Below are 26,067 nucleotides of genomic sequence, written 5' to 3' on the forward strand. Positions count from 1 at the left end.
AAGGGATCTACAAGTCGTTCACCAGGGCTTCGAGTTGCTCCTGCCGCTCGGCCTGATTGACTCGCGCGCCAGGGTTGAGCGTCGACCACTGGGGGTGCGCCCGGGCGCGCTTGAGGGCCTCGGGCAGCTTGCCCTCACGCCAGGCTTTTTCATCCGGCTCGCTTAGGCGGATGCTGTCTTGCGCGGCATGTCCGCGGCTGTCGAGCGCTACCATCAGCTGTTGTTGGCGCAGCGCCAGCAGGCGCAGCACTGTGTCGTCCACGGTCAGTTCGCGCTGGCCTTTGAGCTTGCCCATCAGGCGCGACCCATAGTTGCGCGCCGTTTGCAGTGCGCCACCGGCAATGGCCCCGGCCAGGGCGGCGGCACCCAGGGTCAGGCCACCCACCAGCAGGTCCACGCCAGCCCCGGCGGCAGCCCCGGCCGCCACGCCGCTGCCCAGGCGCACGCCGAGCAGCTTCAAAGTCTCCGGGTTGAACAGGTCATCCCCCCAGCGCCCATCGAGCAAGGGCAGGTCACCGGCATGGGCGTCGTCGCGACGGAAGGCATAGAGCTTGAGCAGTGCTTCGACGCAGCGTTGCTCGCGTTGACGCACCTCATGACGCAGGGTTTCGATGGCTTGGGCTTCGGCGGCAGGTTCGGCCTCGACGCTGCGTCGGCAGGCGGCGCAGTCGAGCAGCAACTCGGCGATCAAGCGCTTGGCACTTTGCTGGCGTGCCTTGCGCTGGGCTTGCTGGTCGTTGATCAGGCGTTGCAGGGCGGGGCGGGCGTCCTCGAGCAGCAGGGCCAGGCTCTCGTACAGGCGCCGTTCGCCATCCTCGGGCGGCGCCACGCTGTCGAAGCGCACCAGGGCGTGCAGGCCAAGACGGGCGAGGGCTTCGCGCCACTGAGGCTCGCGATGCTGCTGGCTGGCGACGAAGTTGAGCACGGGCAGCAAGGGCTTGCCGCAACTGGTCAGGACTTCCAGCTCATCGCGGTACTTGGCCAGCACCGGCTCGCGGGCATCGATCACATAGAGCCCGGCATCGCTCGCCAGCAGTTGGCGCAGGACCTTGGCTTCCTGTTCGAAACGCTGGCGCGCCTCGCTGCCCTGGAGAAACCGCTCCAGCCGTGCCGGGCCGTCCAGGCGTTCGCCGGGGCGTTCCAGGCGTTCCAGGTAATCGAGCAGGGCGATGGCATCTTCCAGGCCGGGCGTGTCGTACAGCTCCAGCAGCGGCTCGCCGTCCACCGACAGCCGCGCGCCCTCCACGTGACGGGTGGTGCTGGGCCGGTGGGAGACCTCGCCGAAGCTGACGTCACGGGTCAGGGTGCGCAGCAGGGAGGTCTTGCCGACGTTGGTGTGGCCGACCACGGCCAGCTTCAGGGGCTCAGTCATGGCCGTGCTCCAACCAGGTCATGGGCGAGGTGTCGGCGTGGGGCAGGCCGAGGCGATCCAGGGCGTCATGCCAATCACCCAGGCGATCGGCGTCCAGCGGCTCGCCTGGGAGGGCCTGGAGCAGCCAGATGCGTGTGGCCCCTGCGTTACGTGCCAGTTCGGCCAGCAGTGCGAGGCTGCCACGGTCAGGCGAGCGACGGGGGTCGCAGGCGATGGCCAGGCGGGCTGGCGGGAAGCGGCTCAGTTGCTCCAGCAGCTTGTTGCGCGATTCGCGGCTGTCCAGCACGCCCGCGTTGGCCACGGTCTTGGGCAGAATGGGTGGCCAAGGACGCTGGTCATCCAGCTCCAGGCCGACCAGCAGGGCGCCGCCATCCTGAACGCCCAATTGGCCGGCCCGGAACTCGGGCAGGGCGTGAGGCGCGGCGTCCTGCACGCCGAGCCGTTCGCTGCTGGGCATCAACACATCGCGCAGGTGGCTGTAGCCAGGTAGGTTCAGGTCCAGCTTCAAACGCGCGCGACCCTGATGCCAGTGCCACAGGCAGAGCAGGGCGAGCAACAGGCGCGGCAGCAAGCCGTACACCAGCACCACGCCAAGCAACCAGCTGGCCCAGGCCTGGCGTGCCAGGTCGAGCGCGGGCAGGGTGTCGCCGCTGGCGCGGATCAGGGCTTCATCGGGCACCGCGAAGCCCAGTAACGAAGGCAGAGCGCCGAGGGTCTGGGTCAGATGGATGAACGGTTCGGCGGCGAGCAGGGTGGTTTCCCAGAGGAAGCCGTAGCGCCGGGTGGCCAGCAACGCCAGAAGCATGCCCACTGCGGCGACCATTGCCAGCAGCCACAGGCCATGCACCAGCGCGCCGAGCAGCCAGCGGTTGAGCCGTTGGCGTTGTAGCATCACCAGCAAGGCGGGGGCCAGGTGCGCGGCCTGCGCATCGCGGGCCAGGCGTTCGCTGAGCCATAGCCACAGACGGCCAAGGCCTGTGTCGTGCTCGCCGGCCAGCAACAGCCCGGCGGCCCATCCCAGCAGCATCAGCAGGTTCAGCCCCAGCAGGCTGCCCAGGGCCCAGAACACATTCACCGGGCGCTGCCCGTCGCCCAGGGCCGCCAGCCCCAGGCCGGCGCCGCTGAGAACGGCCAGTACCATCAGGGCCAGCAGGGCCAGGCGCGCGCCCTGTTTCCAATGGCGCAGGGCGTGGGTCATACCATCGCGTTCGGCCAGCGACAGCGCGCGCGTTTCGATGCGCGCCGCCAGGTCGCCACCTTGTTGGCGGGCGCGGCGGTTGGCTTCCTGATCCTCCAGGGGGCCGGCCTGTTCCTCGCGCAGGCGCACCGCTTCGGTGAGCCAGCGTTTGTCGAATAGGGTGGGTGCAGTCACGAGCTCTTCCATTGCACAAGTCAGGGCAAAGCATAACCCAGGCGTCGGGTGCTATCCTCGCCACCATGAATACATCACTCCCCCTCAGCCTGATCGCGGCACTCGCCGAGAACCGTGTGATCGGCATCGACAACACCATGCCCTGGCACCTGCCGGGGGACTTCAAGTACTTCAAGGCCACCACCCTGGGCAAGCCCATCATCATGGGGCGCAAGACCTGGGATTCGCTGGGCCGCCCCTTGCCGGGGCGCCTGAACATCGTGGTCAGCCGCCAGCCGGGCCTGCAATTGCAGGGCGCCGAGGTGTTTCCCTCGCTGGAGGCAGCTCGGGTACGGGCCGAGCAGTGGGCGCGGGAACAGGGCGTCGGCGAGCTTATGTTGATCGGCGGGGCGCAGTTGTACGGGCAAGCGCTGGAGAAGGGCTTGGTCAGCCGCATGTACCTGACCCGGGTGGAGCTATCGCCGGAGGGGGATGCGTGGTTCCCTGAGTTCGACAAGGCTCACTGGCGCTTGGTGTCGAGTGAGCCGCAGGCCGAGGAAGGCAAGCCTGCGTATCACTTCGAGGTGTGGGACAAGGTTTGAAACTACCGGGGCTGCTTTGCAGCCCTTCGCGGGTGAACCCGCTCCCGCAAGGATCACCACCAACCCTGTGGGCGCGGATTTCCGCGAAGCAGTCGCCACGGAGCTAGGAATGGCTCAGTTCGGCATGGGCATCATCGGCCAGCACCTGCTGGTCGGTCTGCTTGAGCAACTGGCTGGTGACTACGCCTGCCGTCATGGAGCCGTTCACGTTCAATGCAGTGCGACCCATGTCGATCAGCGGCTCCACGGAAATCAGCAACGCCACCAGCTCCACCGGCAGGCCCATGGCGGGCAGCACGATCAGCGCAGCGAAGGTCGCGCCGCCGCCCACACCGGCTACACCTGCCGAGCTGAGGGTGACGATGGCCACCAAGGTGGCGATCCACAGTGGGTCGAAGGTATCGATGCCCACCGCAGGCGCGACCATCACCGCCAGCATGGCCGGGTACAGGCCGGCACAGCCGTTCTGGCCGATGGTGGCGCCGAACGAGGCGCTGAAGCTGGCGATGGACGGCGGAACGCCCAGGCGCCGGGTCTGCGCTTCGATGTTCAGCGGGATGCTGGCTGCGCTCGAGCGGCTGGTGAAGGCGAAGGTGAGCACGGGCCAGACCTTGCGCAGAAAGCGCAGCGGGCTGACGCCGGTCGCGGTCAGGATCACGCCATGCACCACGAACATCAGGCCCAGGCCCAGGTACGACACCACCACGAAGCTGCCCAGCTTGAGGATGTCCTCGAGGTTGGAGCTGGCGACCACCTTGGCCATCAGCGCCAGCACGCCGTAGGGAGTGAGCTTCATCACCAGGCGCACCAGGCGCATCACCCAGGCCTGCAGGGTATCGATGGCCGCCAAGGCGCGGTTGCCCTTGTCGGCGTCGTCCTTGATCAGTTGCAAGGCAGCCAGGCCCAGGAACACAGCGAAGATGACCACGCTGATGATCGAGGTCGGCTTGGCCCGCGCCAGGTCACCCACCGGGTTGGTGGGGATGAACGACAGCAGCAACTGCGGGATGTTGAGGTCGGCGACCTTGCCCGCGTAGTCGCTGTGGATGGTTTGCAGCCGCGCGGTTTCCTGGGCGCCGGCCACCAGGCCGTCGGCGCTCAGGCCGAAGAGGTTGGTCAGGGTGATGCCGATCAGCGCCGCGATCGCGGTGGTCAGCAACAGGATGCCGATGCTCAGCACGCTGATCCGGCCCAGGGACGATGCGTTGTGCAGGCGAGCCACGGCGCTGAGGATCGAGGCGAAGATCAGCGGCATCACGATCATCTGCAACAGGCCCACGTAACCGTTGCCGACCAGGTCGAGCCAGGCGATCGTCGCCTTGAGCACCGGATGGCCCGCGCTATAGAGCGTGTGTAGCACCAGACCGAACGATACGCCCAGCACCAGGCCGAGCAGGACTTTCCGGGCCAGGCTCCAGTCGGTACGGCGGGTTTGCGAAAGGCCCAGTAACAAGACCACGAGGGCCAGCAGGTTGAGTGACAACGGCAGGTTCATTGAAGCTCCAGGGTAAAGCACAAGAGGCATCGCCTCTGATTGAGCGATTGCGAACGCAAATGCTAACAGCCTGAAAACAAACGAATTTATACCCAAATCGAATGTGCTTAGTCGTTTCTGGAATATAAAGGCGTCGCACCTGGAACATCACGTGGCGCGTGGAGAAGGTTCGACGTCGCTGTCGGGCCCTTGTAGTGGCGGGGGTTTGTCTAGCGTTGCAGGTCCACTGTTCAGGAGAACTTGCAATGAAGTCTGCTCCGAAAGTACTCGCGGCGGGCCTGGCCCTGCTGCTGAGCGTCGAGACCTGGGCCACCGAGCTCAAGCACTGGCCCGCAGAGGCCGCCAAGCAGTTGGACAGCATGATCGCCGCCAATGCCAACAAAGGTAACTACGCGGTGTTCGACATGGACAACACCAGTTACCGCTTCGACCTGGAAGAGTCCCTGCTGCCGTTCATGGAAAACAAAGGGCTGATCACCCGCGACAAGCTCGACCCCTCCCTGAAGCTGATCCCGTTCAAGGACACCGCTGATCACAAGGAGAGCCTGTTCAGTTACTACTACCGCCTCTGCGAAATCGACGACATGGTCTGCTATCCCTGGGTGGCCCAGGTGTTTTCAGGCTTCACCCTCAAGGAACTGAAGGTGCAAGTCGATGAGCTGATGGCCTCCGGCAAGCCGATCCCGACCACCTATTACGACGGCGACCAGGTCAAGCAGATGGAGGTGCAGCCGCCGAAGGTCTTCACCGGGCAGACAGAGCTGTACAACAAGCTGATGGAAAACGGGATCGACGTGTACGTGATCTCCGCAGCGTCCGAGGACTTGGTGCGCATGGTCGCCTCGGACCCCAAGTACGGCTACAACGTCAAACCGCAAAACGTGATTGGCGTCAGTCTGTTGCTCAAGAACCGCACCACCGGGCAGTTGACCACGCCTCGCAAGCAGATCAGCGAAGGCAACTACGACGCCAAGGCCAATCAGGAGCTGGAGCTGACACCCTACCTGTGGACTCCGGCCACCTGGATGGCAGGTAAACAGGCCGCCATCCTCACCTACATCGACGAATGGAAAAAGCCCGTGCTGGTCGGCGGCGACACCCCCACCAGCGATGGCTACATGCAGTTTCACAGCGTCGATGTGAACAAGGGCGGCATCCATCTGTGGGTCAACCGCAAGGCCAAGTACATGGACCAGATGAACGGGATGATCGCCAAGAACGCAGCGGCCCAGGCCAAGGAAGGGCTGCCGGTGACGGCGGACAAGAACTGGGTGATCGTGACGCCGGAGCAGATTCAGTAGCTCCTGTGTTGCTTGATTGGATTCGCGGTTAAACCCGCTCCCACAAAAAAACCGGCGCACGGGGCGCCGGTTTTTTTATGCCTTCAGGCCTTAAAGCCCTTCGAGCATCGCCTTGTTGCGCACAGCGCCTTTATCGGCGCTGGTGGCCAGCAGGGCGTAGGCCTTCAAGGCGGTGGTCACCTTGCGTGGGCGGGCTTCGGCAGGCTTCCAGCCTTTCTTGTCCTGCTCGATGCGACGGTGCGCCAGTTCCTCGTCGCTGACCAACAGGTTGATGGTGCGGTTAGGGATGTCGATGAGGATCTTGTCGCCGTCGCGCACCAGGCCGATGGCGCCGCCTGCAGCGGCTTCCGGCGAGGCGTGGCCGATCGACAGGCCCGAGGTGCCGCCAGAGAAGCGGCCGTCGGTGAGCAGGGCGCACGCTTTGCCCAGGCCCTTGGACTTGAGGTACGAAGTCGGGTACAGCATCTCCTGCATGCCCGGACCGCCTTTGGGGCCTTCATAGCGAATGATCACCACATCGCCGGCCTTCACTTCGTCGGCCAGGATGCCGCGCACGGCGCTGTCCTGGCTTTCGAAAATCTTCGCGTTGCCTTCGAACACCAGGATCGAGTCATCGACACCGGCGGTCTTCACCACGCAGCCGTCCAGGGCGATGTTGCCGTACAGCACCGCCAGGCCACCTTCCTGGGAGTAGGCGTGCTCGACGCTGCGGATGCAGCCTTCGGCGCGGTCGGCGTCCAGGGTGTCCCAACGGGTCGATTGGCTGAAGGCGGTCTGGGTCGGGATGCCGGCAGGGCCTGCCTTGAAGAAGGTGTGTACCGCTTCGTCATCGGTTTGGGTGATGTCCCACTTGGCGATGGCTTCTTCCATGCTGCGGCTGTGCACGGTCGGCAGGTCGGTGTGCAGCAGGCCGCCGCGGGCCAGTTCGCCGAGGATGCTGATGATGCCGCCGGCGCGGTGCACGTCTTCCATGTGGTACTTCTGGATGTTCGGCGCCACCTTGCACAGTTGCGGGACTTTACGCGACAGGCGATCGATGTCGCGCAGGTCGAAGTCCACCTCCGCTTCCTGGGCGGCGGCCAGCAGGTGCAGGATGGTGTTGGTCGAGCCGCCCATGGCGATGTCCAGGGTCATGGCGTTCTCGAACGCCTTGAAGCTGGCGATGCTGCGCGGCAGGACGGACGTGTCGTTCTCGCCGTAGTAGCGTTTGCACAGCTCGACGATGGTGCGGCCAGCGGTCAGGAACAGCTGTTCGCGGTCGGCGTGGGTGGCCAGGGTGGAGCCGTTGCCCGGCAGGGCGAGGCCCAGGGCTTCGGTCAGGCAGTTCATCGAGTTGGCGGTGAACATGCCGGAGCACGAACCGCAGGTCGGGCAGGCGCTACGCTCGTACTCGGCGACTTTCTCGTCGCTGGCGCTGGAGTCGGCGGCGATGACCATGGCGTCGACCAGATCCAGGCCATGGCTGGCCAGCTTGGTCTTGCCGGCTTCCATCGGGCCACCGGAGACGAAGATCACCGGGATGTTCAGGCGCAGGGCGGCCATCAGCATGCCGGGGGTGATCTTGTCGCAGTTGGAGATGCACACGATGGCGTCGGCGCAGTGGGCATTGACCATGTATTCCACGGCGTCGGCGATGATCTCGCGGCTCGGCAGGGAGTACAGCATGCCGTCATGGCCCATGGCGATGCCGTCGTCGACCGCGATGGTGTTGAATTCCTTGGCCACGCCTCCGGCGCGTTCGATTTCGCGGGCGACCAGCTGGCCCAGGTCCTTCAGGTGCACGTGGCCTGGGACGAACTGGGTGAACGAGTTGGCGATGGCGATGATCGGTTTCTTGAAGTCTTCGTCCTTCATCCCGGTGGCGCGCCACAGGGCACGAGCGCCGGCCATGTTGCGGCCCTGGGTGGAAGTCTTGGAACGATAATCAGGCATGAAGCACTCCTGGCGGCTTAATCAGGTCACAAAATGGGGAGTGAGCTTGTCTTTCCTTTGCGCCGAAGGCCGGTTGCCGCTGGCACGGATGAGGCCGAAAGCGTCACGGGATCGCCGTGTGCTCGACCAGAGCTCATAAACCCGCCGGGGATGTCTGGCGATGAATAGGCCGATTCTACACCGCTGGCGCGGCGAGGGAATGGTTCAGGTACAGGTGGTACGTTTTGAGCTTGGAGCTACGAGCTTGGAACTACAAGCTGCAAGACGGGTGCGGTGAGGCTACCCTCTTGCAGCTTGCAACGGTCAGCTGTTGGGCAGCAGGCGGCAGGTGATGCTCTTGATGTAGCGGGTCTCGGGGATCGCTGGGTGCACGGGGTGGTCTGGGCCTTGGCCGCCGCGCTCGAGCAACTGCAGGTTGCGGTCCAGGTGGCGGGCGCTGGTCAGCAGGATGTTGTGCAGGTCGTCCTCGGGCAGGTGCATCGAGCAGGAGGCGCTGACCAGGATGCCATCCTTGGTGAGCATGCGCATGGCTTGCTCGTTCAGGCGACGATAGGCAGCCTCGCCGTTTTTCAGGTCCTTCTTGCGTTTGATGAAGGCGGGTGGGTCGGCAATGATCACGTCGAAGCGTTCCTCGGCGGCCTTGAGCTCGCGCAGGGCCTCGAACACGTCGCCTTCGATGCAGGTCAGCTTCTCGCTGATACCGTTGAGCGCTGCGTTGCGCTCGACGCCGTCGAGGGCGAAGCCCGAGGCATCGACGCAGAACACTTCGCTGGCGCCGAACACACCGGCCTGCACGCCCCAGCCACCGATGTAGCTGAACAGGTCCAGTACACGCTTGCCCTTGACGTAGGGGGCCAGGCGCGCGCGGTTCATGCGGTGATCGTAGAACCAGCCGGTCTTCTGGCCATCACGCACAGGCGCTTCGAACTTCACGCCGTTCTCCTGTAGCGGGACCCAGTCCGGGACTTCCCCGTAGACCGTCTCGACATAACGTTCCAGACCTTCGGCATCACGGGCGGCGGAGTCGTTCTTGAACAGGATGCCGCTGGGCTTGAGCACCTGCACCAAGGCGGCGATCACATCGTCCTTGTGCGCCTCCATGGTGGCCGAGGCCAGTTGGACCACCAGCATGTCGTAGAAGCGGTCCACCACCAGGCCCGGCAGCAGGTCGGAATCGCCGTAGACCAGGCGGTAGCAGGGCTGGTCGAACAGACGCTCGCGCAGGGAAAGGGCCACATTGAGGCGGTGAACCAGCAGCGACTTGTCCAGGGGCAGCTTGGCGTCACGGGACAGCAGGCGTGCGCAGATGAGGTTGTTCGGGCTCATGGCCACCACGCCCAAGGGCTTGCCGTTGGCGGCTTCGAGGATGGCCTGCTGACCGGCCTTCAGGCCTTGCAGCGGGGTTGCGGCAACATCGACTTCATTGCTGTAGACCCACAGGTGGCCGGCGCGCAGGCGGCGGTCGGCATTGGCTTTGAGGCGAAGGCTGGGCAGGGACATGACGTCGCTCCGGGAAAAAAGAGCGGGATTATAGCGTGTTGGCCATACGCTGAGCGTTGCCCCGTCGGTTTTCCGCTGCCCGGACAAGCGCTTTTTCGGGTCAACCCCTCCCACAGGGTTCAGTGGTGCCCAGCGACACCGCTTAGCCTGTGGGTACGGGGTTGCCCGCGTCTCAGGCCAGCGCCTTGACCAGCTGTTCGCTGAATGCCGGAATGTCGTCGGGCTTGCGGCTGGTGATCAGGTTGCCATCGACCACCACTTCTTCGTCGACCCACTCGCCGCCAGCGTTGCGGATGTCGTCCTGCAGGGTCTTGTAACTGGTCAACCGGCGCCCCTTGGCCAGGCCACAAGAGACCAGCAGCCAGGCGCCATGGCAGATCACGGCGAGCGGCCTGCGGGCCGAATCATGGCTTTTCACCAGCTTCTGGGCAGCCGGGATGATCCGGATGGTATCGGAGTTCTGCACACCGCCTGGCAGCACCAGGGCGTCGTACAGGTCCAGGCTGGCGCCTTCGAAGGTGGCGTCCACGGCGAACTCATCAGCGGGCTTGTCATGGTTCCAGCCGCGCACCGTGCCTTCCTTGTCGCTCAGGATATCGACCACCGCGCCGTTGCGTTCCAGGGCCTCGCGTGGGCCGGTCAATTCCACCTGCTCGAAGCCATCGGTGACCAAGAAAGCCACGCGCTTGCCGTTCAGTATTGCACTCATGGGAGGTTCTCCTTTGAGGGTGGGTCTTGAGAGTGCAGGCCAGTGGCGTGGGGGAAAGTTCCGGCGCAGTTCGCCAGTGGTGGGTGCCCTGCCGGGCGGAGGACGGTAGAATTCGCCGTCCTCAATGTATGTGTGCACCATGTCCCAGGAACTCAGTCCCGAACAGATCCAGCAGGTCCTGCAAGGAATCAGCATCGCGCCGCAACCGCAGATCATGGTCGATCTGCAGTTCGAGCAGTACATGCCAGACCCGGACCTGGACACCATCTGCCGGCTGATCGCCCAGGATCCGGGGCTCTCGGGGGCCTTGCTCAAACTGGTGAATTCCCCGCACTTCGGGCTGGCCGACAAGGTCGGTTCGATCCAGCGCGCCGTGGCGCTGTTGGGCAGCGGTTCGATCATCAACCTGATCAACGCCTTGTCGATCAAGGGCGAGATGAGCGATGAAACCATCGTCACGCTCAATCGCTTCTGGGACACCGCCCAGGACGTGGCCATGACCTGCCTGACCCTGGCCAGGCACACCGACATCCCGGCCGTGGACGAGGCCTATACCCTGGGCTTGTTCCATGATTGCGGCGTGCCGCTGATGCTCAAGCGCTTCCCCGACTACATGAGCGTGCTGGAAACCGCCTATGCCCAGGCCAGCGAGCAGACGCGGGTGGTGGACACCGAAAACCGCATGTTCAACACCAACCATTCGGTGGTGGGTTACTACACCGCCAAGTCCTGGCGCCTGCCGGAGCACATCACGGCGGCCATCGCCAATCATCACAATGCCCTGGCAGTGTTTCGCGACGACGCTTCGGGCGATACTCGACTGAAGAACCTGCTCGCGGTGTTGAAGATGGCCGAGCACATCTGCGCCTCTTACCGGGTACTGGGCAACCAGGCCGAAGACCATGAGTGGCAGGTGGTCGGGCCCTTGGTGCTCGACTACATCGGCCTGTCGGAGTACGACTTCGAGCACCTCAAGCAAACCATTCGCGAATTGGGCGGACACTGAAAGACCATGCCGGAACTACCTGAAGTCGAGACTACCCGGCGCGGTATCGCGCCTTACCTGGAAGGTCAGCGGGTCAGCCGCGTGGTGGTGCGTGACCGGCGCCTGCGCTGGCCGATCCCTGAGGACCTGGATGTGCGTCTTTCCGGGCAGCGCATCCTCACCGTTCAGCGGCGCGCCAAATACCTGTTGATCAATGCCGAGGTCGGCACCTTGATCAGCCACCTGGGCATGTCGGGCAACCTGCGCCTGGTGGAGCAGGGCTTGCCGGTGGGCAAGCACGAGCACGTAGACATCGAACTGGAATCGGGGCTAGCCCTGCGCTACACCGACCCGCGTCGTTTCGGCGCGATGCTCTGGAGCCTGGACCCGTTCAATCATGAGTTGCTCATGCGTCTGGGGCCGGAGCCGCTGACCGACCTGTTCGATGGCGAGCGGTTGTTCCAGTTATCCCGCGGGCGGAGCATGGCGATCAAGCCGTTCATCATGGATAACGCCGTGGTGGTGGGGGTGGGTAACATCTACGCTACCGAGGCGCTGTTCGCGGCCGGCATCGACCCGCGGCGCGAGGCCGGCGGCGTCTCTCGGGCGCGTTATGTGAGGCTGGCGATCGAGATCAAGCGGGTGCTGGCAGCGGCGATCGAGCAGGGCGGCACGACACTGCGCGACTTCATCGGAGGCGACGGGCAGCCGGGATACTTCCAGCAGGAGTTGTTCGTGTATGGGCGCGGGGAACAGCCATGCAAGGTCTGCGGCACGACGCTCAGGGAAGTGAAGCTGGGGCAGCGGGCCAGCGTTTACTGCCCGCGCTGCCAGCGCTGATCATGATTGGGATCGCCTCATGGGCCTTCGCGGGTGAACCCGTCGCCACAGGTTACTGGTGGTCTTAAGAGCACCGCAGAATCTGTGGGTGCGGGTTCACCCGCGAAGAAGTGCGAAACCCTTGCCGAGCGCTTCAAGCCTTGCCGGTGATCCGCTTGTACTTTTCCATCAGCTCGTCGTGGGTCTCCGGGTGAGCTTCATCCAGAGGGATGCAGTCGACCGGGCAGACCTGCTGGCACTGCGGCTCGTCGTAATGACCTACGCACTGGGTGCACAGGTTCGGGTCGATCACATAGATCTCTTCGCCTTGGGAGATAGCGGCGTTCGGGCACTCGGGTTCGCAGACGTCGCAGTTGATGCAATCGTCGGTGATGATCAGGGACATGGGGGCTCCGGCCGGGGCTATTGGCCCGGGCATGTATCAAACCAGTGGGCACAATTGTGCCGCATTCGCGCCCGCAGTGCACGCTGGCGCGATGATCAGGCGGTGGGTGTCACTTCTTGAAGCGTAGGGTCAGCGCCTCGGCCACCACCGGGTGGACGAATTTGCTGATGTCGCCACCCAGGGCGGCGATTTCCCGGACCAGGGTCGAGGAAATGAACGAGTAGCGCTCCGACGGCGTCAGGAACAGGCTTTCGACGTCCGGGGCCAGTTGCCGGTTCATGTTGGCCAGCTGGAACTCGTACTCGAAGTCCGAGACTGCACGCAGGCCGCGCAGGAAGACATTGGCACCCTGCTCCTTGGCGAAATGCGCCAGCAGGCTCGAGAAACCGATGACCTCGACATTGGGCAGGTGCTTGGTGACCTCACGGGCCAGCTCCACGCGTTGCTCCAGCGGGAACAGCGGGTTTTTCTTCGGGCTGGCGGCGACTGCGATGATCACGTGATCGAACAGACGCGAGGCGCGCTCGACCAGATCGCCGTGGCCTTTGGTAATGGGGTCGAAAGTACCCGGGTACAACACTCGGTTCATCGCGTCATCCTGGCTGGAGTGCGTTGGGGAGTCGGATGGTAGCGCAGCGACTGCTGCCCGGCCAAGTCGCACGGCCGAATGAGGGCACTATAGACAGCCAGGCCGTTCGTTGTCATGCGCCCCGTGCCAGGCGGGTGGCCAGGGCGTCGCTGAGCCGGGCGGCGAGGGCGTAGACCGACAGTTGCGGGTTGGCGCCAATGCTGGTGGGGAACAGCGAGCCGTCGTGGACCGACAGGTTCTCCAACTGGTGGTGCCGCCCCAGGCTGTCGCACACGGCCTGGCGTGGATCCTCGCCAAGGGCGCAGCCGCCCATTACGTGGGCACTGCCCAGGCGCGTGCGAAACGGCTCCAGGCGCAATTCGTCGATCAACGCCTGCGCCTGGGGCAGGTCTGTGGTGTAGCGGGCATCGCTGTGCACCGGTATCACTTGGGTAGCGCCGGCGGCGAACTGGATGCGCGCCATGCTCAAGTAGGCCCGGCGCAGGCCATCGCGCAAGTAGTCGGTGATGGGATAATCGAGCACCGGCGAGCCGTCGCCGCGCAGCTCCACCTGGCCGCCCTGGCTCTCGGGGTGGAAACCATCGCGCAGCAACGCCAGCATGACATGGGTATGTGGCAACGCGGCCATGCGCCGGGCGCTTTCCTGGCCATGGGCGCCCAGCAGCGTGCTTGCCAGCGCCGGATGCAGCGGGGGCACTTCGAGTTTGAAGCCGATCGGCCCATCGACGCCGTCGCGCCACTGGAATTGGTCGCTGTAGATGGACTGAGGCGCGCCATAGAACGGATCGATGCGCTCATCGAACAAGGCCGCGCTGAAATTGACCAGGTGCAGGAAGGTGCGCTTGCCCAGCCGTCGGTGCGGGTCGGGCGCCTCGGAGCGCAGCAGCAGGGCTGGGCTGTTGATGCCGCCGCCAGCCAGTACATAGTGCCGTGCGCGGATCCGTACCTGGTACCCGGTCGGCTCCACGCCCCGGCGGTCCAGGGCCTGGCACAGCAGTTGGGTGATGCGCCTGCCGTCATGTTCGAATCGCTGCGCACGGGCCAGATAGAGCAGCTCGCCGTGGTTGTCGAGGGTGGTGGGAATGCTGGTCACCAGCATCGATTGCTTGGCGTTGACCGGGCAACCCATGCCGCAGTAGCCCAAATTCCAGCAGCCGCGCACATTGCGCGGAATCACTGCCCAGCGGTAGCCGAGCACTTCGCAGCCCCGGCGCAGCACGTCGTTGTTGGGGTTAGGCGGCAGGGCCCAGGGGCTGATGCCCAGGCGTTGCTCGATGCGCTCGAACCAAGGGTGCAGGTCTTCGCTGGCGAGCCCTTTGACGCCGTGCTCCCGGGCCCAGTGCTCGAGGGTTTGCTCAGGGGTGCGGAAACTGGAGGTCCAGTTGACCAAGGTGGTACCGCCCACGGCGCGCCCTTGGAGGATGGTGATGGCGCCATCCTTGCTCATGCGCCCGAGCCCTTCCTGGTACAACTGGGCGTAGGCCTCGTTTTCCTGCAGGTGGAAATCGCTGCTGGTCTTGAGCGGGCCTTCCTCGATCAACAGCACCTTGAAGCCTGCGGCGCTGAGCAGCTCTGCGCTGGTGGCGCCGCCAGCACCACTGCCAATCACGGCGATGTCGGCCTCCAGCGTCAGGTCCTGGTCCAGACGTGAACCATCGTAGGTGATCCAGCCTCGGGCGAGGCCTTGGCGAAACGGGTCGGCGACAGGCATGGGCAAGCCTCTTGGTCAGATCTTCGGTGGGCCGGGATAGCCGCAGGCCGCCCAGGCCTCGGGGCGTTCGTACCAGGCCATGAGCAGCAGTTGCAGCAGCGAGGCGTGGCCCATGCGCAGCATGTCCAGCGAACTGTCGCGCCAGCGTCGCAGGAAGGTGTTCACCTGGGCGCTGCTGGCGTTTTCCCAACTGCCCCAGATGCCCGTCAATGGTCCACGGGTCAGCGGCAGGCTGAGCACGTCGAACAACTGGCGGGTGAGTTTGAGCATTTCAGGCGAGAGCGCTGCCAGCTTGTGATCCAGGCTGTGCAGTACCAGTGCGTCGCTGGCCTGAGTGCCGGCGAGCACCACCGGAATCACCGCAGCCAGCATCGGCAAGTCGTCTTCGCGCAGCACCGAGAAACCTGCAGCGGATGTCTGCGGCGCACAGCCGACCAGGCTGGCGGTGCTCAAGAAAACGCTGGCACCCAGGCTGAACCGAAGCAGGTCTCGGCGGTGCATGGCATCCCCTCGCTCAACGGATGAACAGCTTGAAAATCAGGCGCTGCAAGGCTTTGCCATAAGGAGGGTAGATCAGCCGGGCGGTGTTGAGGCGTTGCTTGGCCAACACCGCCTTGGCCTTGCTGAAGGTCAGGAAGCCTTCATGACCATGGTAGTGGCCCATGCCCGAGGGGCCGACGCCGCCAAAGGGAAGATCATCTTGGGCCACATGCAACAGCGTGTCGTTCAGGCACACGCCGCCGGAATGGGTGTTGCGCAGCACGTGGGCCTGCTCGGCGCGGTCGTAGCCGAAGTAGTACAGCGCCAGGGGCCTCGGGCGCTGGTTGATGTAGGCCAGGGCCTGATCGAGGTTGTCGTATGGCACCAGGGGCAGCAAGGGGCCGAAGATCTCGTCCTGCATCACCTGCATGTCGTCATTCACCGCCATCAGCACGTGAGGGGGCAGGCGACGACCCTGGCGGGGCTCGTCGGCATACAGGTCGAGCACCCGGGCGCCCTTGTCGCGGGCATCGGTGAGCAGCCGCTCCAGGCGTTGCAGTTGCCGGGTGTTGATGATGGCGCTGTAGTCGGGGTTGTCGGCGATGCGCGGGTACAGACGGCGCATGGCGCGTTGGTAGGCTTCGGCGAAGGCGTCGAGGCGCTCGCGAGGAACCAGCACATAGTCAGGGGCGACGCAGGTCTGGCCGGCATTGAGACCTTTGCCGAAAGCGATGCGCTCGGCGGCGGTTTCCAGCGGCACACTGGCGCAGACGATGGCCGGCGACTTGCCGCCCAGTTCCAGGGTCACCGGGGTGAGGTTGGTGGCGGCAGCCAGCATGACTTGTCGACCCACGCTGGTGGACCCGGTGAACAGCAGGTGGTCGAAAGGCAGGCGCGCGAAGGCCTGGCCGACTTCGACCTCGCCGAGCACGACGCTGACCAAGTCCGCCGGGAACACGCGCTCGAGCAGGGTCTTGAGAGCCTTCCCGCTGGCCGGTGAGGCCTCGCTGAGCTTGAGCATCACCCGGTTGCCGGCGGCCAAGGCGCAGGTCAACGGCCCGATCGCCAGTAACAAGGGGTAGTTCCACGGCACGATGACCCCGACCACGCCCAGCGGTTGATAAAGCACCTGGGCGCTGGCCGGTTGGAAGGCCAGGCCGACCGTGCGTCGCGAAGGTTTCATCCAGCGTTGCAGGTGACGCTCGGCATGACGCAGGCCTTGGATCGACGGCATCAGCTCGGCGAGCAGGGTTTCGTCGGCGCTGCGGCCATCGAAGTCTCGGTCGATCGCCTCGATCAGCGATTGCTGGTTTTGCAGCAGCGCTTCGCGCAGGCTCCGGAGCCATTGCCGACGTTGGGCCGCCGGCGGCATGGGATTGTTTGCGAAGGCTTGGCGCTGGGCGTCGAACAACGCGGGCAGGTCGAGGTCGGAATGCACTGGAAGCTGAGTGAACGGCGAGGTCATGGCTGCTCCGCTGGGGTGCTCGGTGGCTAGAGCATATACTCTAATCCGTTGCCTGGACATTCAATTAAGGTGTGCCGTCTTGAAAATTTACCGACAGTGCGGACTCGTCTGCCTGCCGTCCACCCTGCCGGACTTTTCGCAGGTAAACCCGTTCCCACGGACCCCCGCGCCCGCAGCACCGTGCATTGCCTGGTCGATACGCCGTAAGATGAACCATCAACGAACCTGGAGCTGAGCATGGCCCCGCGCATGAAGACTCGCGAGCGCATCGTGCAGAACAGCCTGGAGCTGTTCAATCAACAGGGCGAACGTAGCGTCAGCACCAACCACATCGCCGCGCACATGGAAATTTCGCCCGGCAACCTCTACTACCACTTCCCCAACAAGCAGGCGATCATCGCCGTGCTCTTCAACCAATACGAAGAGCTGGTAGACAGCTTCCTGCGTCCGCCACAGGGGCGTGTCGCCACGGTCGAGGACAAACGTTTCTACCTCAAGGCCTTGCTGGCGGCCATGTGGAACTACCGATTCCTGCACCGGGACCTCGAGCACCTGCTCGACAGCGACCCGGAACTGGCTGCCCGTTACCGCCGTTTTTCCCAGCGTTGCCTGCAGCAGGGCCAGGCGATCTACCGGGGCTTCGTCGATGCTGGCATTCTTGCGATGGATGCCGCGCAGGTCGAATCGTTGACCATCAATGCCTGGATCGTGCTGACATCCTGGGTACGTTTTCTCAGTACTACACGCGAACATTCCGCGCATCTGGGAGAAGAAGCCTTCAAGCGTGGTGTCTACCAGGTGCTGGTGCTCGAACTGGGCTTCGTCACTGCCAGCGCGCGTGCCGCCGTGGATGCCCTCTGCGAGGAGTTCCACGTTCCGTTCAACCAGGCCCTGGAGCAGTGACCCCGGGCTTTCGTGCTATCGATCAGGAGATTGTCATGCCTCTTGCGCAATTGATCACCCCAACGCAGCTGGCCGAGCGCCTGGGCGCGCCTGGGTTGGTGATCCTCGACTGTCGCTTTGCCCTGGAAGATGTGGACTACGGCCAACGCAGCTACGCCCTCGGGCATATCGCCGGCGCGCACTTCGCGGATCTGGAGCGAGACCTGAGCGGGCCGGTGGTCAAGGGCGTGACGGGCCGTCACCCGTTGCCGGATCCGCAACGGCTGGTCGAGCGCCTGCGTGAGTGGGGGATGGACAACGACAGTCAGGTGGTGCTTTACGACGACGGCCCGGGCGCCTTCGCTGCCCGCGCCTGGTGGCTGCTGGCCTGGCTGGGCAAGCGCGAGGGGGTGTCGATTCTCGACGGAGGCCTGAAGGCCTGGCACGCCGCGCATCAGCCGCTGAGCCTGGACCCTCCGGCCAAGCGTGAGGGCACCTTCACCGGTGCGCCGGACATGAAACTGGTGATCGACGCCGAGCATCTGGCCAAGGGGTTGGGCAATCCAGAAATGACTCTGATCGATGCCCGTGGCCTGCCGCGTTTTCGCGGTGAGGTCGAGCCGATCGACCCAGTGGCCGGGCATATTCCCGGGGCTCAGTGCGCGGCCTTCACCGACAACTTGGGGCCGGATGGGCACTTTTTGCCGGCCGAACAGCTCAAGCAGCGTTTTGCCCAGAAACTGGCAGGGCGGGCGCCAGAACAGGTGGTGGCCTACTGCGGATCGGGCGTGACCGCCTGCCACAACTTGTTCGCCCTGGCATTGGCGGGGTACCCGCTAGGCAGACTCTACGCCGGGTCGTGGAGCGAGTGGATCAACGATCCTGGCCACGGTGTGGCAACCGGTGATTGACGCCACCTGAGGAAAGCGGGGGCGTGATACAGGCCAATCCCTTCGACGATCAAGCCCCCTGCACCAACCACTGCGGAATCCTGCGCTCCAGGTAATACCCTGGATTGCGCAGGCTCCCTTCCACGAAGCCCACATGGCCACCTCTGCTGTGCAGTTCCAGATGCGTGTCGCGCGCCAGTTCACTCGCAGTCGGCAGGCTATGGTCGAAGACGAAAGGGTCGTCGCTGGACTGGATGATCAGCGTCGGGGTGCGGTTTTCGCCCAGGTAGTAGCGACTCGACGAGCGCCGGTAGTAGTCGTAGGCATCGCTGAAGCCGTTCAGGGGCGCGGTGACCTTGCCGTCGAAGTCCCAGAAGTTGCGTAGGTTGCGCAATGACCCGAGCCGTTCCAGTTCGGCCAGCCGCTCCACATGGCCGTTGTCGCGAAAGTGCCGCTGTTTTCGTTGCACATAGGCCAGCAATTCGCGCATGAAATGCGCTTGGTAGACCTTCGAGAAACCCATCCCGATACGGTCGGCGCTTTGGTCCAGGCGAAACGGTACCGATACTGCGACTGCCGCTTGCAGTTGGCTGGCCGAGCCGCTTTCCCCCAGATACTTGAGCAACACATTGCCGCCCAGCGAATACCCCACCGCATAGAGCGGTGCCAAGGGTCGCTGGACACGCAAGTGACGGATGGTCTCGGCCAGGTCCTCGCTGGCGCCGGAGTGGTAGCTGCGCGTCAATAGGTTGGGCTCGCCCGAGCAGCCTCGCCAGTTCACTGCGACACTGGCCCAGCTATGGGCCTGCAGGGCCTGCTGCAGGCCTTTGACATAGGGCGAGTGGGACGAGCCGGTCAGGCCATGGAGCACCAGGACCACGGGTGCGTTGACCTGATTGGGGCCAAGCCAGTCGAGGTCGAGAAAATCTCCGTCGGAAAGCCACATTCGCTCGCGGGTGCGATGCAACTCGGGCGTTTTACGCCAGAGCGGGCCCCACAAGGTTTGCAGATGCGGATTGGAGAGGCCGATGGCGGGCGTGAACTGGGCGATAGGACTTGGCATGCTGGACAACTCGTCATGTGCTCGCCTAGCTTGCCATGAAGCGCCTCTTCAGGGGTTGCCCTATACGCCTATGGTCGGTGGCTCGGGCAACGGCTGCTGATCGACGGCAGGGCCAAGGGTGGCGAAGAAAGCCTTTTTTATATCGAGCCAGCCCCGAGCGGCTTGTCGAATGCCCTCGGGTGTCAAGGCTGCGAGTTTCTCCTGGTAGCTCGCCAGATGATTGGCTGGCAGCCCCTGATGGCTGAATGCTGCCAACCCGTTTGCCAGCACCGCATTGTCGGCCATGCCACGCATCAGCTTGCCCGCCAGCTGGTTCAGGGCCAGGTCGCACTCGGCCTGGGTGGGCCCATGGGCGATGAAGCATTCAAGCACGTTCGATACCAGGACCCTGGAGGCATCCCGGTATTCAGGTGCGATATCCCAGCTCACCTGCCACAGGCATCCCGCATCCATCGGTTCTAATACAGCATAGATGCTGTAGGTCAGCGCGCGACGTGTGCGCAGCTCGGCGGTCAATCGGGACTCGAACCCCGCTCCCAGGATTTCAGTGGCCATGAGCAGGGCTGGGTAATCCTCGTCCTTTGGCCAGACATGCAGCGGGAGTGTCAGCAGCACCTGAGTGCTGGCGCCTGGACGCTCAAGATGCAGGGGACCAGCGGCAGATACTGGCAGCGCTGGCGGAGGCACGGCGGCCCACTGCTGCGGCAGTGCCTGGGTAAGATCGTTTACCAGCGCTTGGGCCTCTTCACGGGACAGATCGCCAACCAGGCCGATGTCGAGATTGTTGGCGGAGTAGGCTTGTCGATGGAAGGCGCGTACATCGTCTGGCGTCAGGGAGCCCAGGCCATCGAGTGTTCCGGCCAGCGGGGTGGCATAGGGATGACCTGCGAGCAATTGCTCCATCGTGGCGTCGAACAACCGTGCATGCAGAGGCTGGAGGCTGCTTTGCTGTGCACCGACAAGGCGCGCGCTGATCTTGGCGACATCTTCTGGGCGCAAAGCAGGCCGGGCGACCATCTCGGTGATCAAGCGCAAGGCGCAAGCGCGCAGGTCCGGCGTGTTAAGGCTGCGCAGCGTGACGATCGCGCAGTCTTGGGTCACCTGCCGGTTCATGACCGCGCCCAGACCCTCCAGTCGCTCGGTGAATTGGGTGGCGTTGAGCTCGGCAGTGCCTTGGTCCAGCGCGTACAGGGCCAGGGCTGCCAGACCGGGCGTATCGCCGTCCAGGGCGCTGCCAGCCTTGAAGCGCAGCACCAGGTCGAACATCGGCCGTTCGTGTGAAGCCAGAAAACGCACGCGAGTGCCTTCTTTCGTACGCCAATGCTGTACGTCGTGCTTCACGAGCGGGAACGGGTCGAGGTCCAGGGCCTGCGCCGATGCGAGGTTGGCCAGCGTCTCGGTGAAGGTGTCCGGCGCAAGAGGGTTGCAGGTTTCGGCGTTCGCCGAGGGGGAAGAGAGATCGTTCATGCTGGCACTCCGTGCTGCAGGTAGGTTGTCGTCAGCCGCTCCCGCCTCAGGTATTCGCTGGCGACACGTTGCAGGGTGGCGCTGGTGAGGTCGCGGATGATTCGTGGCGCTTCATCGTGTAGCGCCGGATCCAGGCCGGCCGCGGCCGCATGGCCAATGAGCGTCGCCTGGTGCGCGAGGTCGTCCCGCTCGTAGAACTGCCTGGCCAGCAGGCGCAGCTTTGCACCTTCGAGCTCTGTTTCTGGTAGTGCAGCAGTTCGAAGCGTGTCGATCAGTTGCCATACCTCGGTAGCCGCCTGTTGGGCAGTGGCCCTGTCCGGGACCGTGGCGCTCGAGAGCGTCATCAGAGTGTCGCCCCGCACGTGGTGGTCATAGGAGAGTTGAGCGTATTTGAGGAGGCGTTTGTCACGCACCAGTTGGCTGTACAGCCGGGCACTGTAGCCAGTGCCCAGAACTTGGCAGAGCAAGCGCAGCGCCAGGACGGTTTCCTGAGAAGGGGCTGTGGCCTGGCTCGGGACGTTGAACGACATGAACAGGCCATCCACCAGCGTGGGCTGAACGAGCGTCTGGCTGCGTTCGGCAAGCACGCCTCTGTGCCGAGGAGCGGGTTTGTCATCAAGGGGGGCGGGTGGCAGGGCCGCGAAGTAAGTCTCTACCTGGTGACGCAGGACTTTGGGATCGACCGCGCCTGCGACCACCAAGGTCGCGTTGTTCGGTTGATACCACGTCTGATACCACGTCCGTACCGATGCCAGGCTCATCTCTTCGAGGTCGATCGAATATCCGAAGCTGGGCATGGCATAAGCGTTGTCCCCGTGGGCGAGCATTCGGTGCTGTTCGAATGCCAGCTGGATCGGCGAATTGTCCACTCTGAAGCGGCGTTCGTCGGCAACGGCTTTGACTTCCTGTTCGAATGCAGCCGGGTCCAGTGTGGCGTTCTTCATGGCATCGGCCATGAGTTCCAGAGCAACAGGCAGCCGGGAGGCAGGCAAGATCATCTCGAACGAAGTGGCGTCGTCATGGGTGGTGGCATTGGCCACACCGCCCAGGCGGGCGATCAATCGGGAGTACTGTCCAGCCGGGAGTTTACTGCTACCTTGGAAAACCAGGTGCTCGAGCAGGTGCGACAGGTTCGAATGCCCCGGTGGCTCGTGGCTTGCGCCGATGTGGTACCACAACTGGACGGCTGCCAGTGGGGCGCTGTGGTTTTCATGCAGGTAGACCGATAAGCCGTTGTCGAGCCTGAAATGGTGCAAAGGGGCAGGCTTGGCTGATGCCAGTACGTCGAGACTGGCGCAACCTGTGTGGGCCTGATTAGGTGGAGTTGGGGAAGAAATCATCGCTGAAGTGCTCCTCATGGGCGATAAGCCGGAGCAGCTTCAGCGATAGAAAGGGTCTATCTGCGTTACATAAGTAGGCAGTCCGTCGATTCAGCCCCGTTGCCAGAGCGCGTAATGCACCTGCCCGGTCTTTTTCTCCCGGTGCAAGCGCCAGTTGCCGGGCATCTGCAAGGTGGAAGGCGCCGCTTCGCTCTCGGTGTAAACCCAGGCGCTTTCGCTCAGCCACTGGCGGTCTTCAAGCAGGTTGCAGGTGTCGGCCAGCAGGTCCTGGTGGAAGGGCGGATCGAGGAACACTACGTCGAACTGTTGTTTGGCCGGGCCTTGCAGGTAGCGCAGGGCATCGGTCTGCAGGATCTGGCCACGCGGGCAGCGCAGCACTTCCAGGTTGTCCTTGAGGTTGGCGATGGCCGCTGGGTTGCTGTCCAGGGCGACGGCATCCTTGGCTCCCCGCGACAGGGCCTCGAGTACCAGGGCGCCGCTACCAGTGAAGGCATCCAGCACCAGAGCACCCTCGATATAGGGCGCCAACCAGTTGAACAGGGTCTCGCGGACGCGGTCCGGTGTCGGCCGCAGGCCTTCACCTTCCGGGACCGTCAGGCGGCGGCTGCGCCACTCGCCGGCGATGATGCGCAAGTGTCCTGGGCCCTTGCTCTGGGCCTGGCCCGGACGGGCAGGGGTCGATGGCTTGGCCATTAATGCTCCGGTATGCCGAGCGGCTGCTCGGCGGGTTTGTCAGTGGGCGGCGGCAGTGGTTTCTGTGCCACGGTCGGGCCGACGGTGACGATCACCAGCTTGTCCGCCGCCAGGTGCTTGTTCATGGCGGCCTTGACCTGCTCGACGGTCAAGGCCTGGGACTGCTGCATGAAGTCCTCGAGCCAGGTCAGCGGCAGGTTGTAGAAACCGATGGCGCCCAGTTGGCCGACGATGCTCGAGTTGCTGGCGTTCGACAGCGGGAAGCTGCCGGCCAGTTCGCGCTTGGCATCGTCCAGCTCTTGCTGGGTGGGGCCGGTCTTGAGGTAATCGGCGAGGATGTCCTGGACCAGCTTGAGCGTGCCTTCGCTCAGTTCGGCACGAGTCTGCAGATTGATCATGAACGGTCCGCGCACCTGCATGGGGCTGAAGGCCGAGTACACGCCGTAGGTCAGGCCGCGCTTCTCGCGTACTTCGCTCATCAGTCGTGTGCCGAAAGCGCCGCCGCCGAGGATCTGGTTACCCAGAGACAGCGCCGGCCAGTCCGGATCCTGGCGGTCGATGCCCAACTGCGCCAGCATCAGGTGGGTCTGCTTGGACGGGAAGTCGATGTGGGTCAGGCCAGGCTTGGGTTCGGCCGGCTGAGCAGGCTTGGCCAGCGCCGGCCCCTTGGGCAGCGCGCTGGAGACCTGGGCGGCGATGGCTTCGGCCTCGGCCCGGCTCAGGTCGCCGACCAGGGCGATCACGGCATTGCCGGCAGCATAGGCCTTGGCGTGGAACGCCCGCAGCTGCGCCAGGCTAATGCCAGGGATGCTTTCGGCACTGCCATCGCTGGGATGGGCGTAAGGGTGGTTGCCGTAGAGCTGGTTGAACAGGGCCTTGCCGGCGATCTTGCCCGGGTTCTGCTTTTCGTACTCGAAGCCGGCCAGCAGCTGGTTCTTGATGCGCTTAAGGGCGTCATCCGGGAATGTTGGCTTGCCCACCACTTCGGCGAACAGCTTCAGGGCTGGCTCGCGCTTGTCCGGGGTGCTCAGGCTGCGCAGGGTGGCCACGGCCATGTCGCGGTAGGAGCCGTTGCCAAAGTCCGCCCCCAGGCCTTCGAAGCCTTGGGCGATGGCGGTCACGTCCTTACCGGCCACACCTTCGTTGAGCATGGCATTGGTCAAGGTCGCAAGCCCCGGCACATCGCCGTCCTGGCTGCTGCCGGCCGCGAAGGTCAGGCGCAGGTCGAACATCGGCAGCTCACGCGCTTCGACGAACAGCACCCGCGCGCCTTCGGCGGTGCTCCAGCTCTGGATGTTCAGTTGGCGCCGACTGGGCGCCTTGCCGTCCAGCTCGGCCAGCGACTGCAACGTATTGGCCGGGCGCGCCGCCGTGTCCTGGGCCTTTGCGGCGTTGTCCGACTGAGCCGGGCGGGCCAGCACGAGGGCCAGGGCCACGACCAAGGTGATGATCCCGAGGCCGAACAGGGTGTAGCGTGGGGCGCTGCGATCACTCATGAGCGGACTCCTCGGGCAGTACGTGGGCAACGCTCAGGCGTTCGCGGGTGAAATAGGTGCGTGCGGCGTCCTGGATGTCCTGCGGGGTCACGCGCTTGAGCTCGTCCAGCTCGCTGTCGATCAGCTTCCAGGACAGGCCCACGGTCTCCAGCTGGCCGATGGTGGTGGCCTGGCTGCTGATGGAGTCGCGGTCGTAGACCAGCCCGGCGATCACCTGGGCGCGCACGCGTTCGAGCTCCTCGGCGGTGGGCGGGGTGGTCTTGAGTTCGTCGAGCAGTTGCCAGATGCCTTTCTCGACGTCGGCCAGGGTTTTCTGCTTCTGCACGTTCGGCGTGACCGAGATCATGAACAAGCTGTCACCGCGGGTGAAGGCGTTGTAGCCCGACGAGGCGCCGGCCACCAGTTCCTGGCCACGCTCAAGGCGTGACGGCATGCGCGCGCTGTAGCCGCCATCGAGCAGGGCCGAGATCAGTCGCAGGGCATTGACCGCGCGCGCATCCTTGGCGGTGGCCAGGCTGGGCACGTTGAAGCCGTAGATCAGGCTTGGCAACTGGGTGCGTACATGCAAGGTCAGCTGGCGCAGGCCGGGCTCGGCCAGTTCCAGAGGCAGCTTGGCGGGAGGAACGGCTCGTTTGGGGATTGCGCCGAAGTACTTCTGCGCCAAGCCCTTGACCTCGTCGAGGGTGACATCGCCGACGACTACCAGCGTGGCATTGTTCGGGGCGTACCAGGATTCATACCAGTGGCGCAGCTCCTCGACCTTCATACGCTCGAGGTCGGCCATCCAGCCGATAGTCGGTGTGTGATAGCCACTGGCCGGATAGGCCATCGCGCGAAACAGCTCGTAGGCCTTGGCATTGGGCTGGTCGTCCGTGCGCAGGCGGCGCTCTTCCTTGATGACTTCGATTTCGCGGCTGAACTCATCGGCCGGCAAACGCAGGCTCGCCAGGCGGTCGGCTTCGAGCTCCAGGGCCACCGGCAGGCGGTCGCGGGCCAGCACTTGGTAGTAGGCGGTGTAGTCGTCGCTGGTGAAGGCGTTTTCCTCTGCGCCCAGGTCACGCAGGATGCGCGAAGCTTCGCCCGGACCGATCTTGGCACTGCCCTTGAACATCATGTGTTCGAGGGCATGGGACAGGCCGGTCTGGCCTGGCGTCTCATAGCTGGAGCCGACCTTGTACCAGATCTGCGAGACCACCACCGGTGCGCGATGGTCTTCGCGCACGACCACTTTCAGGCCATTGTCGAGAATGAACTCGTGGGTGGGTTGCGGATCGGCGGCAAGGGCCGCGAACGGCAGGCAGAGCGTGCTGAGCAACAGGCCAGCGGCGCGGCGGGCTAGAGCATTCATACGTTGGATAACCTGTACGGCGGCCCGCAGGGTTTAGCGTCGGCGGGCCAGGAGGTGCTAGGATACTGATCCGGTTGCCTGGCGACCATGCCTGTCGCCGTTCTGGCCTGCGGGCCTGACGACAAAATATTGCGCATGAACCAGCCGGATTCAAAATAGTCTGTTCTGCGT

General features: G+C 64.3%; 23 protein-coding genes. 6 read left to right on the forward strand and 17 right to left on the reverse strand.

Translation table 11 applies throughout. The features are described from left to right. Window positions 1-7: 7 nt before the first annotated feature. Both R6G97_RS11025 and R6G97_RS11030 read right to left on the reverse strand, forming a co-directional pair. On the reverse strand, window positions 8-1,372 hold the full coding sequence (locus R6G97_RS11025) for a GTPase/DUF3482 domain-containing protein (protein WP_317848090.1): 1,365 nt from the start codon (window positions 1,370-1,372) through the stop codon (window positions 8-10). Continuing rightward, entirely contained in the window at window positions 1,365-2,756 is a 1,392-nt protein-coding gene (locus tag R6G97_RS11030; protein ID WP_317848091.1) for a DUF2868 domain-containing protein, read from the reverse strand. Before R6G97_RS11030 ends, R6G97_RS11025 begins: the two co-directional genes overlap by 8 nt. Before the next feature lie 53 nt (window positions 2,757-2,809). On the opposite strand from R6G97_RS11030, the gene R6G97_RS11035 reads away from it, so the two are divergent. Next, window positions 2,810-3,325: a dihydrofolate reductase gene (locus R6G97_RS11035; protein WP_043208669.1), complete on the forward strand. Its 516-nt coding sequence runs from the start codon at window positions 2,810-2,812 to the stop codon at window positions 3,323-3,325. Window positions 3,326-3,428: 103 nt separating this feature from the next. On the opposite strand, the gene R6G97_RS11040 is transcribed toward R6G97_RS11035, so the two are convergent. Next, the gene (locus tag R6G97_RS11040; RefSeq protein WP_317848092.1) at window positions 3,429-4,820 is read right to left on the reverse strand and encodes an L-cystine transporter; all 1,392 of its coding nucleotides are present in this window, start codon (window positions 4,818-4,820) and stop codon (window positions 3,429-3,431) included. A 245-nt stretch (window positions 4,821-5,065) separates the two neighbouring features. Between R6G97_RS11040 and R6G97_RS11045 the strand changes: the two genes are divergently transcribed. Then, entirely contained in the window at window positions 5,066-6,121 is a 1,056-nt protein-coding gene (locus tag R6G97_RS11045) for a phosphorylcholine phosphatase (protein ID WP_043208665.1), read from the forward strand. 90 nt (window positions 6,122-6,211) lie between these two features. On the opposite strand, the gene ilvD is transcribed toward R6G97_RS11045, so the two are convergent. The 3 genes from ilvD to R6G97_RS11060 form a co-directional block, all read right to left on the reverse strand. Next, a complete protein-coding gene (gene ilvD / locus R6G97_RS11050) occupies window positions 6,212-8,053 on the reverse strand; it encodes a dihydroxy-acid dehydratase (RefSeq protein ID WP_070571736.1) in 1,842 nt (613 codons plus the stop codon). A 303-nt stretch (window positions 8,054-8,356) separates the two neighbouring features. Then, window positions 8,357-9,553 (reverse strand): class I SAM-dependent rRNA methyltransferase, encoded by a 1,197-nt coding sequence (locus R6G97_RS11055; protein WP_043208660.1) that lies wholly within the window; start codon window positions 9,551-9,553, stop codon window positions 8,357-8,359. Window positions 9,554-9,725: 172 nt separating this feature from the next. Beyond that, window positions 9,726-10,262 (reverse strand): type 1 glutamine amidotransferase domain-containing protein, encoded by a 537-nt coding sequence (locus R6G97_RS11060; RefSeq protein WP_043208659.1) that lies wholly within the window; start codon window positions 10,260-10,262, stop codon window positions 9,726-9,728. A gap of 193 nt (window positions 10,263-10,455) precedes the next feature. Here R6G97_RS11060 and R6G97_RS11065 point away from each other — a divergent pair, with 193 nt between their 5' ends. Together R6G97_RS11065 and mutM are read left to right on the forward strand one after the other, a co-directional pair. Then, window positions 10,456-11,268: an HDOD domain-containing protein gene (locus R6G97_RS11065; protein WP_178113791.1), complete on the forward strand. Its 813-nt coding sequence runs from the start codon at window positions 10,456-10,458 to the stop codon at window positions 11,266-11,268. A gap of 6 nt (window positions 11,269-11,274) precedes the next feature. Next, entirely contained in the window at window positions 11,275-12,087 is an 813-nt protein-coding gene (mutM, locus tag R6G97_RS11070; RefSeq protein ID WP_182816963.1) for a bifunctional DNA-formamidopyrimidine glycosylase/DNA-(apurinic or apyrimidinic site) lyase, read from the forward strand. Between the two features lie 133 nt (window positions 12,088-12,220). Here the strand turns inward: mutM and R6G97_RS11075 are convergent, their stop codons facing one another. The 5 genes from R6G97_RS11075 to R6G97_RS11095 all read right to left on the reverse strand — a co-directional run bounded on the left by R6G97_RS11075 (window position 12,221) and on the right by R6G97_RS11095 (window position 16,717). Next, window positions 12,221-12,472 (reverse strand): YfhL family 4Fe-4S dicluster ferredoxin, encoded by a 252-nt coding sequence (locus R6G97_RS11075; protein WP_043208655.1) that lies wholly within the window; start codon window positions 12,470-12,472, stop codon window positions 12,221-12,223. Window positions 12,473-12,581: 109 nt separating this feature from the next. After that, window positions 12,582-13,061 carry a pantetheine-phosphate adenylyltransferase gene (gene coaD / locus R6G97_RS11080; protein ID WP_043208653.1) on the reverse strand — a complete coding sequence of 160 codons (480 nt, stop codon included), beginning with the start codon at window positions 13,059-13,061 and terminating at the stop codon, window positions 12,582-12,584. 112 nt (window positions 13,062-13,173) lie between these two features. Next, window positions 13,174-14,772, reverse strand: coding sequence for a GMC family oxidoreductase (locus tag R6G97_RS11085; protein ID WP_317848093.1), 1,599 nt, complete (start codon window positions 14,770-14,772; stop codon window positions 13,174-13,176). Between the two features lie 15 nt (window positions 14,773-14,787). Further along, window positions 14,788-15,273 carry a twin-arginine translocation pathway signal protein gene (locus tag R6G97_RS11090; protein ID WP_070571732.1) on the reverse strand — a complete coding sequence of 162 codons (486 nt, stop codon included), beginning with the start codon at window positions 15,271-15,273 and terminating at the stop codon, window positions 14,788-14,790. A gap of 13 nt (window positions 15,274-15,286) precedes the next feature. Further along, complete coding sequence (locus tag R6G97_RS11095; RefSeq protein ID WP_197852718.1) at window positions 15,287-16,717, reverse strand: coniferyl aldehyde dehydrogenase; 1,431 nt, start codon at window positions 16,715-16,717, stop codon at window positions 15,287-15,289. A 237-nt stretch (window positions 16,718-16,954) separates the two neighbouring features. On the opposite strand from R6G97_RS11095, the gene R6G97_RS11100 reads away from it, so the two are divergent. Both R6G97_RS11100 and R6G97_RS11105 read left to right on the forward strand, forming a co-directional pair. Next, window positions 16,955-17,620, forward strand: coding sequence for a TetR/AcrR family transcriptional regulator (locus R6G97_RS11100; protein WP_043208646.1), 666 nt, complete (start codon window positions 16,955-16,957; stop codon window positions 17,618-17,620). Between the two features lie 35 nt (window positions 17,621-17,655). After that, window positions 17,656-18,510: a sulfurtransferase gene (locus R6G97_RS11105; protein ID WP_090343391.1), complete on the forward strand. Its 855-nt coding sequence runs from the start codon at window positions 17,656-17,658 to the stop codon at window positions 18,508-18,510. A 49-nt stretch (window positions 18,511-18,559) separates the two neighbouring features. On the opposite strand, the gene R6G97_RS11110 is transcribed toward R6G97_RS11105, so the two are convergent. The 6 genes from R6G97_RS11110 to R6G97_RS11135 form a co-directional block, all read right to left on the reverse strand. Further along, window positions 18,560-19,552, reverse strand: a complete 993-nt coding sequence (locus R6G97_RS11110) for a hydrolase (protein ID WP_043208643.1) — start codon at window positions 19,550-19,552, stop codon at window positions 18,560-18,562. Window positions 19,553-19,612: 60 nt separating this feature from the next. Next, window positions 19,613-21,019 (reverse strand): M16 family metallopeptidase, encoded by a 1,407-nt coding sequence (locus R6G97_RS11115; protein WP_317848094.1) that lies wholly within the window; start codon window positions 21,017-21,019, stop codon window positions 19,613-19,615. Then, the gene (locus tag R6G97_RS11120) at window positions 21,016-22,377 is read right to left on the reverse strand and encodes a M16 family metallopeptidase (protein ID WP_317848095.1); all 1,362 of its coding nucleotides are present in this window, start codon (window positions 22,375-22,377) and stop codon (window positions 21,016-21,018) included. The genes R6G97_RS11115 and R6G97_RS11120 overlap by 4 nt, the downstream gene beginning before the upstream one ends. Window positions 22,378-22,449: 72 nt before the next feature. Further along, the gene (gene rsmD, locus R6G97_RS11125) at window positions 22,450-23,052 is read right to left on the reverse strand and encodes a 16S rRNA (guanine(966)-N(2))-methyltransferase RsmD (protein WP_043208640.1); all 603 of its coding nucleotides are present in this window, start codon (window positions 23,050-23,052) and stop codon (window positions 22,450-22,452) included. Next, the gene (locus tag R6G97_RS11130) at window positions 23,052-24,548 is read right to left on the reverse strand and encodes a M16 family metallopeptidase (RefSeq protein WP_090343385.1); all 1,497 of its coding nucleotides are present in this window, start codon (window positions 24,546-24,548) and stop codon (window positions 23,052-23,054) included. The genes rsmD and R6G97_RS11130 overlap by 1 nt, the downstream gene beginning before the upstream one ends. Further along, the gene (locus R6G97_RS11135; protein WP_317848096.1) at window positions 24,541-25,896 is read right to left on the reverse strand and encodes a M16 family metallopeptidase; all 1,356 of its coding nucleotides are present in this window, start codon (window positions 25,894-25,896) and stop codon (window positions 24,541-24,543) included. The genes R6G97_RS11130 and R6G97_RS11135 overlap by 8 nt, the downstream gene beginning before the upstream one ends. Between the last annotated feature and the right edge of the window lie 171 nt (window positions 25,897-26,067).

The organism is Pseudomonas sp. HTZ2, from assembly GCF_033173945.1.
GTDB classification, from domain to species: Bacteria; Pseudomonadota; Gammaproteobacteria; order Pseudomonadales; family Pseudomonadaceae; genus Aquipseudomonas; species Aquipseudomonas guariconensis.

Bases quoted from the DNA above. Each gene is read 5' to 3' on its own strand.
- R6G97_RS11025 (WP_317848090.1), bottom strand. From the start codon at position 1,372: ATGACTGAGCCCCTGAAGCTGGCCGTGGTCGGCCACACCAACGTCGGC.
- R6G97_RS11030 (WP_317848091.1), bottom strand. From the start codon at position 2,756: ATGGAAGAGCTCGTGACTGCACCCACCCTATTCGACAAACGCTGGCTC.
- R6G97_RS11035 (WP_043208669.1), top strand. From the start codon at position 2,810: ATGAATACATCACTCCCCCTCAGCCTGATCGCGGCACTCGCCGAGAAC.
- R6G97_RS11040 (WP_317848092.1), bottom strand. From the start codon at position 4,820: ATGAACCTGCCGTTGTCACTCAACCTGCTGGCCCTCGTGGTCTTGTTA.
- R6G97_RS11045 (WP_043208665.1), top strand. From the start codon at position 5,066: ATGAAGTCTGCTCCGAAAGTACTCGCGGCGGGCCTGGCCCTGCTGCTG.
- ilvD (WP_070571736.1), bottom strand. From the start codon at position 8,053: ATGCCTGATTATCGTTCCAAGACTTCCACCCAGGGCCGCAACATGGCC.
- R6G97_RS11055 (WP_043208660.1), bottom strand. From the start codon at position 9,553: ATGTCCCTGCCCAGCCTTCGCCTCAAAGCCAATGCCGACCGCCGCCTG.
- R6G97_RS11060 (WP_043208659.1), bottom strand. From the start codon at position 10,262: ATGAGTGCAATACTGAACGGCAAGCGCGTGGCTTTCTTGGTCACCGAT.
- mutM (WP_182816963.1), top strand. From the start codon at position 11,275: ATGCCGGAACTACCTGAAGTCGAGACTACCCGGCGCGGTATCGCGCCT.
- R6G97_RS11075 (WP_043208655.1), bottom strand. From the start codon at position 12,472: ATGTCCCTGATCATCACCGACGATTGCATCAACTGCGACGTCTGCGAA.
- coaD (WP_043208653.1), bottom strand. From the start codon at position 13,061: ATGAACCGAGTGTTGTACCCGGGTACTTTCGACCCCATTACCAAAGGC.
- R6G97_RS11085 (WP_317848093.1), bottom strand. From the start codon at position 14,772: ATGCCTGTCGCCGACCCGTTTCGCCAAGGCCTCGCCCGAGGCTGGATC.
- R6G97_RS11090 (WP_070571732.1), bottom strand. From the start codon at position 15,273: ATGCACCGCCGAGACCTGCTTCGGTTCAGCCTGGGTGCCAGCGTTTTC.
- R6G97_RS11095 (WP_197852718.1), bottom strand. From the start codon at position 16,717: ATGACCTCGCCGTTCACTCAGCTTCCAGTGCATTCCGACCTCGACCTG.
- R6G97_RS11100 (WP_043208646.1), top strand. From the start codon at position 16,955: ATGGCCCCGCGCATGAAGACTCGCGAGCGCATCGTGCAGAACAGCCTG.
- R6G97_RS11105 (WP_090343391.1), top strand. From the start codon at position 17,656: ATGCCTCTTGCGCAATTGATCACCCCAACGCAGCTGGCCGAGCGCCTG.
- R6G97_RS11110 (WP_043208643.1), bottom strand. From the start codon at position 19,552: ATGCCAAGTCCTATCGCCCAGTTCACGCCCGCCATCGGCCTCTCCAAT.
- R6G97_RS11115 (WP_317848094.1), bottom strand. From the start codon at position 21,019: ATGAACGATCTCTCTTCCCCCTCGGCGAACGCCGAAACCTGCAACCCT.
- R6G97_RS11120 (WP_317848095.1), bottom strand. From the start codon at position 22,377: ATGAGGAGCACTTCAGCGATGATTTCTTCCCCAACTCCACCTAATCAG.
- rsmD (WP_043208640.1), bottom strand. From the start codon at position 23,052: ATGGCCAAGCCATCGACCCCTGCCCGTCCGGGCCAGGCCCAGAGCAAG.
- R6G97_RS11130 (WP_090343385.1), bottom strand. From the start codon at position 24,548: ATGAGTGATCGCAGCGCCCCACGCTACACCCTGTTCGGCCTCGGGATC.
- R6G97_RS11135 (WP_317848096.1), bottom strand. From the start codon at position 25,896: ATGAATGCTCTAGCCCGCCGCGCCGCTGGCCTGTTGCTCAGCACGCTC.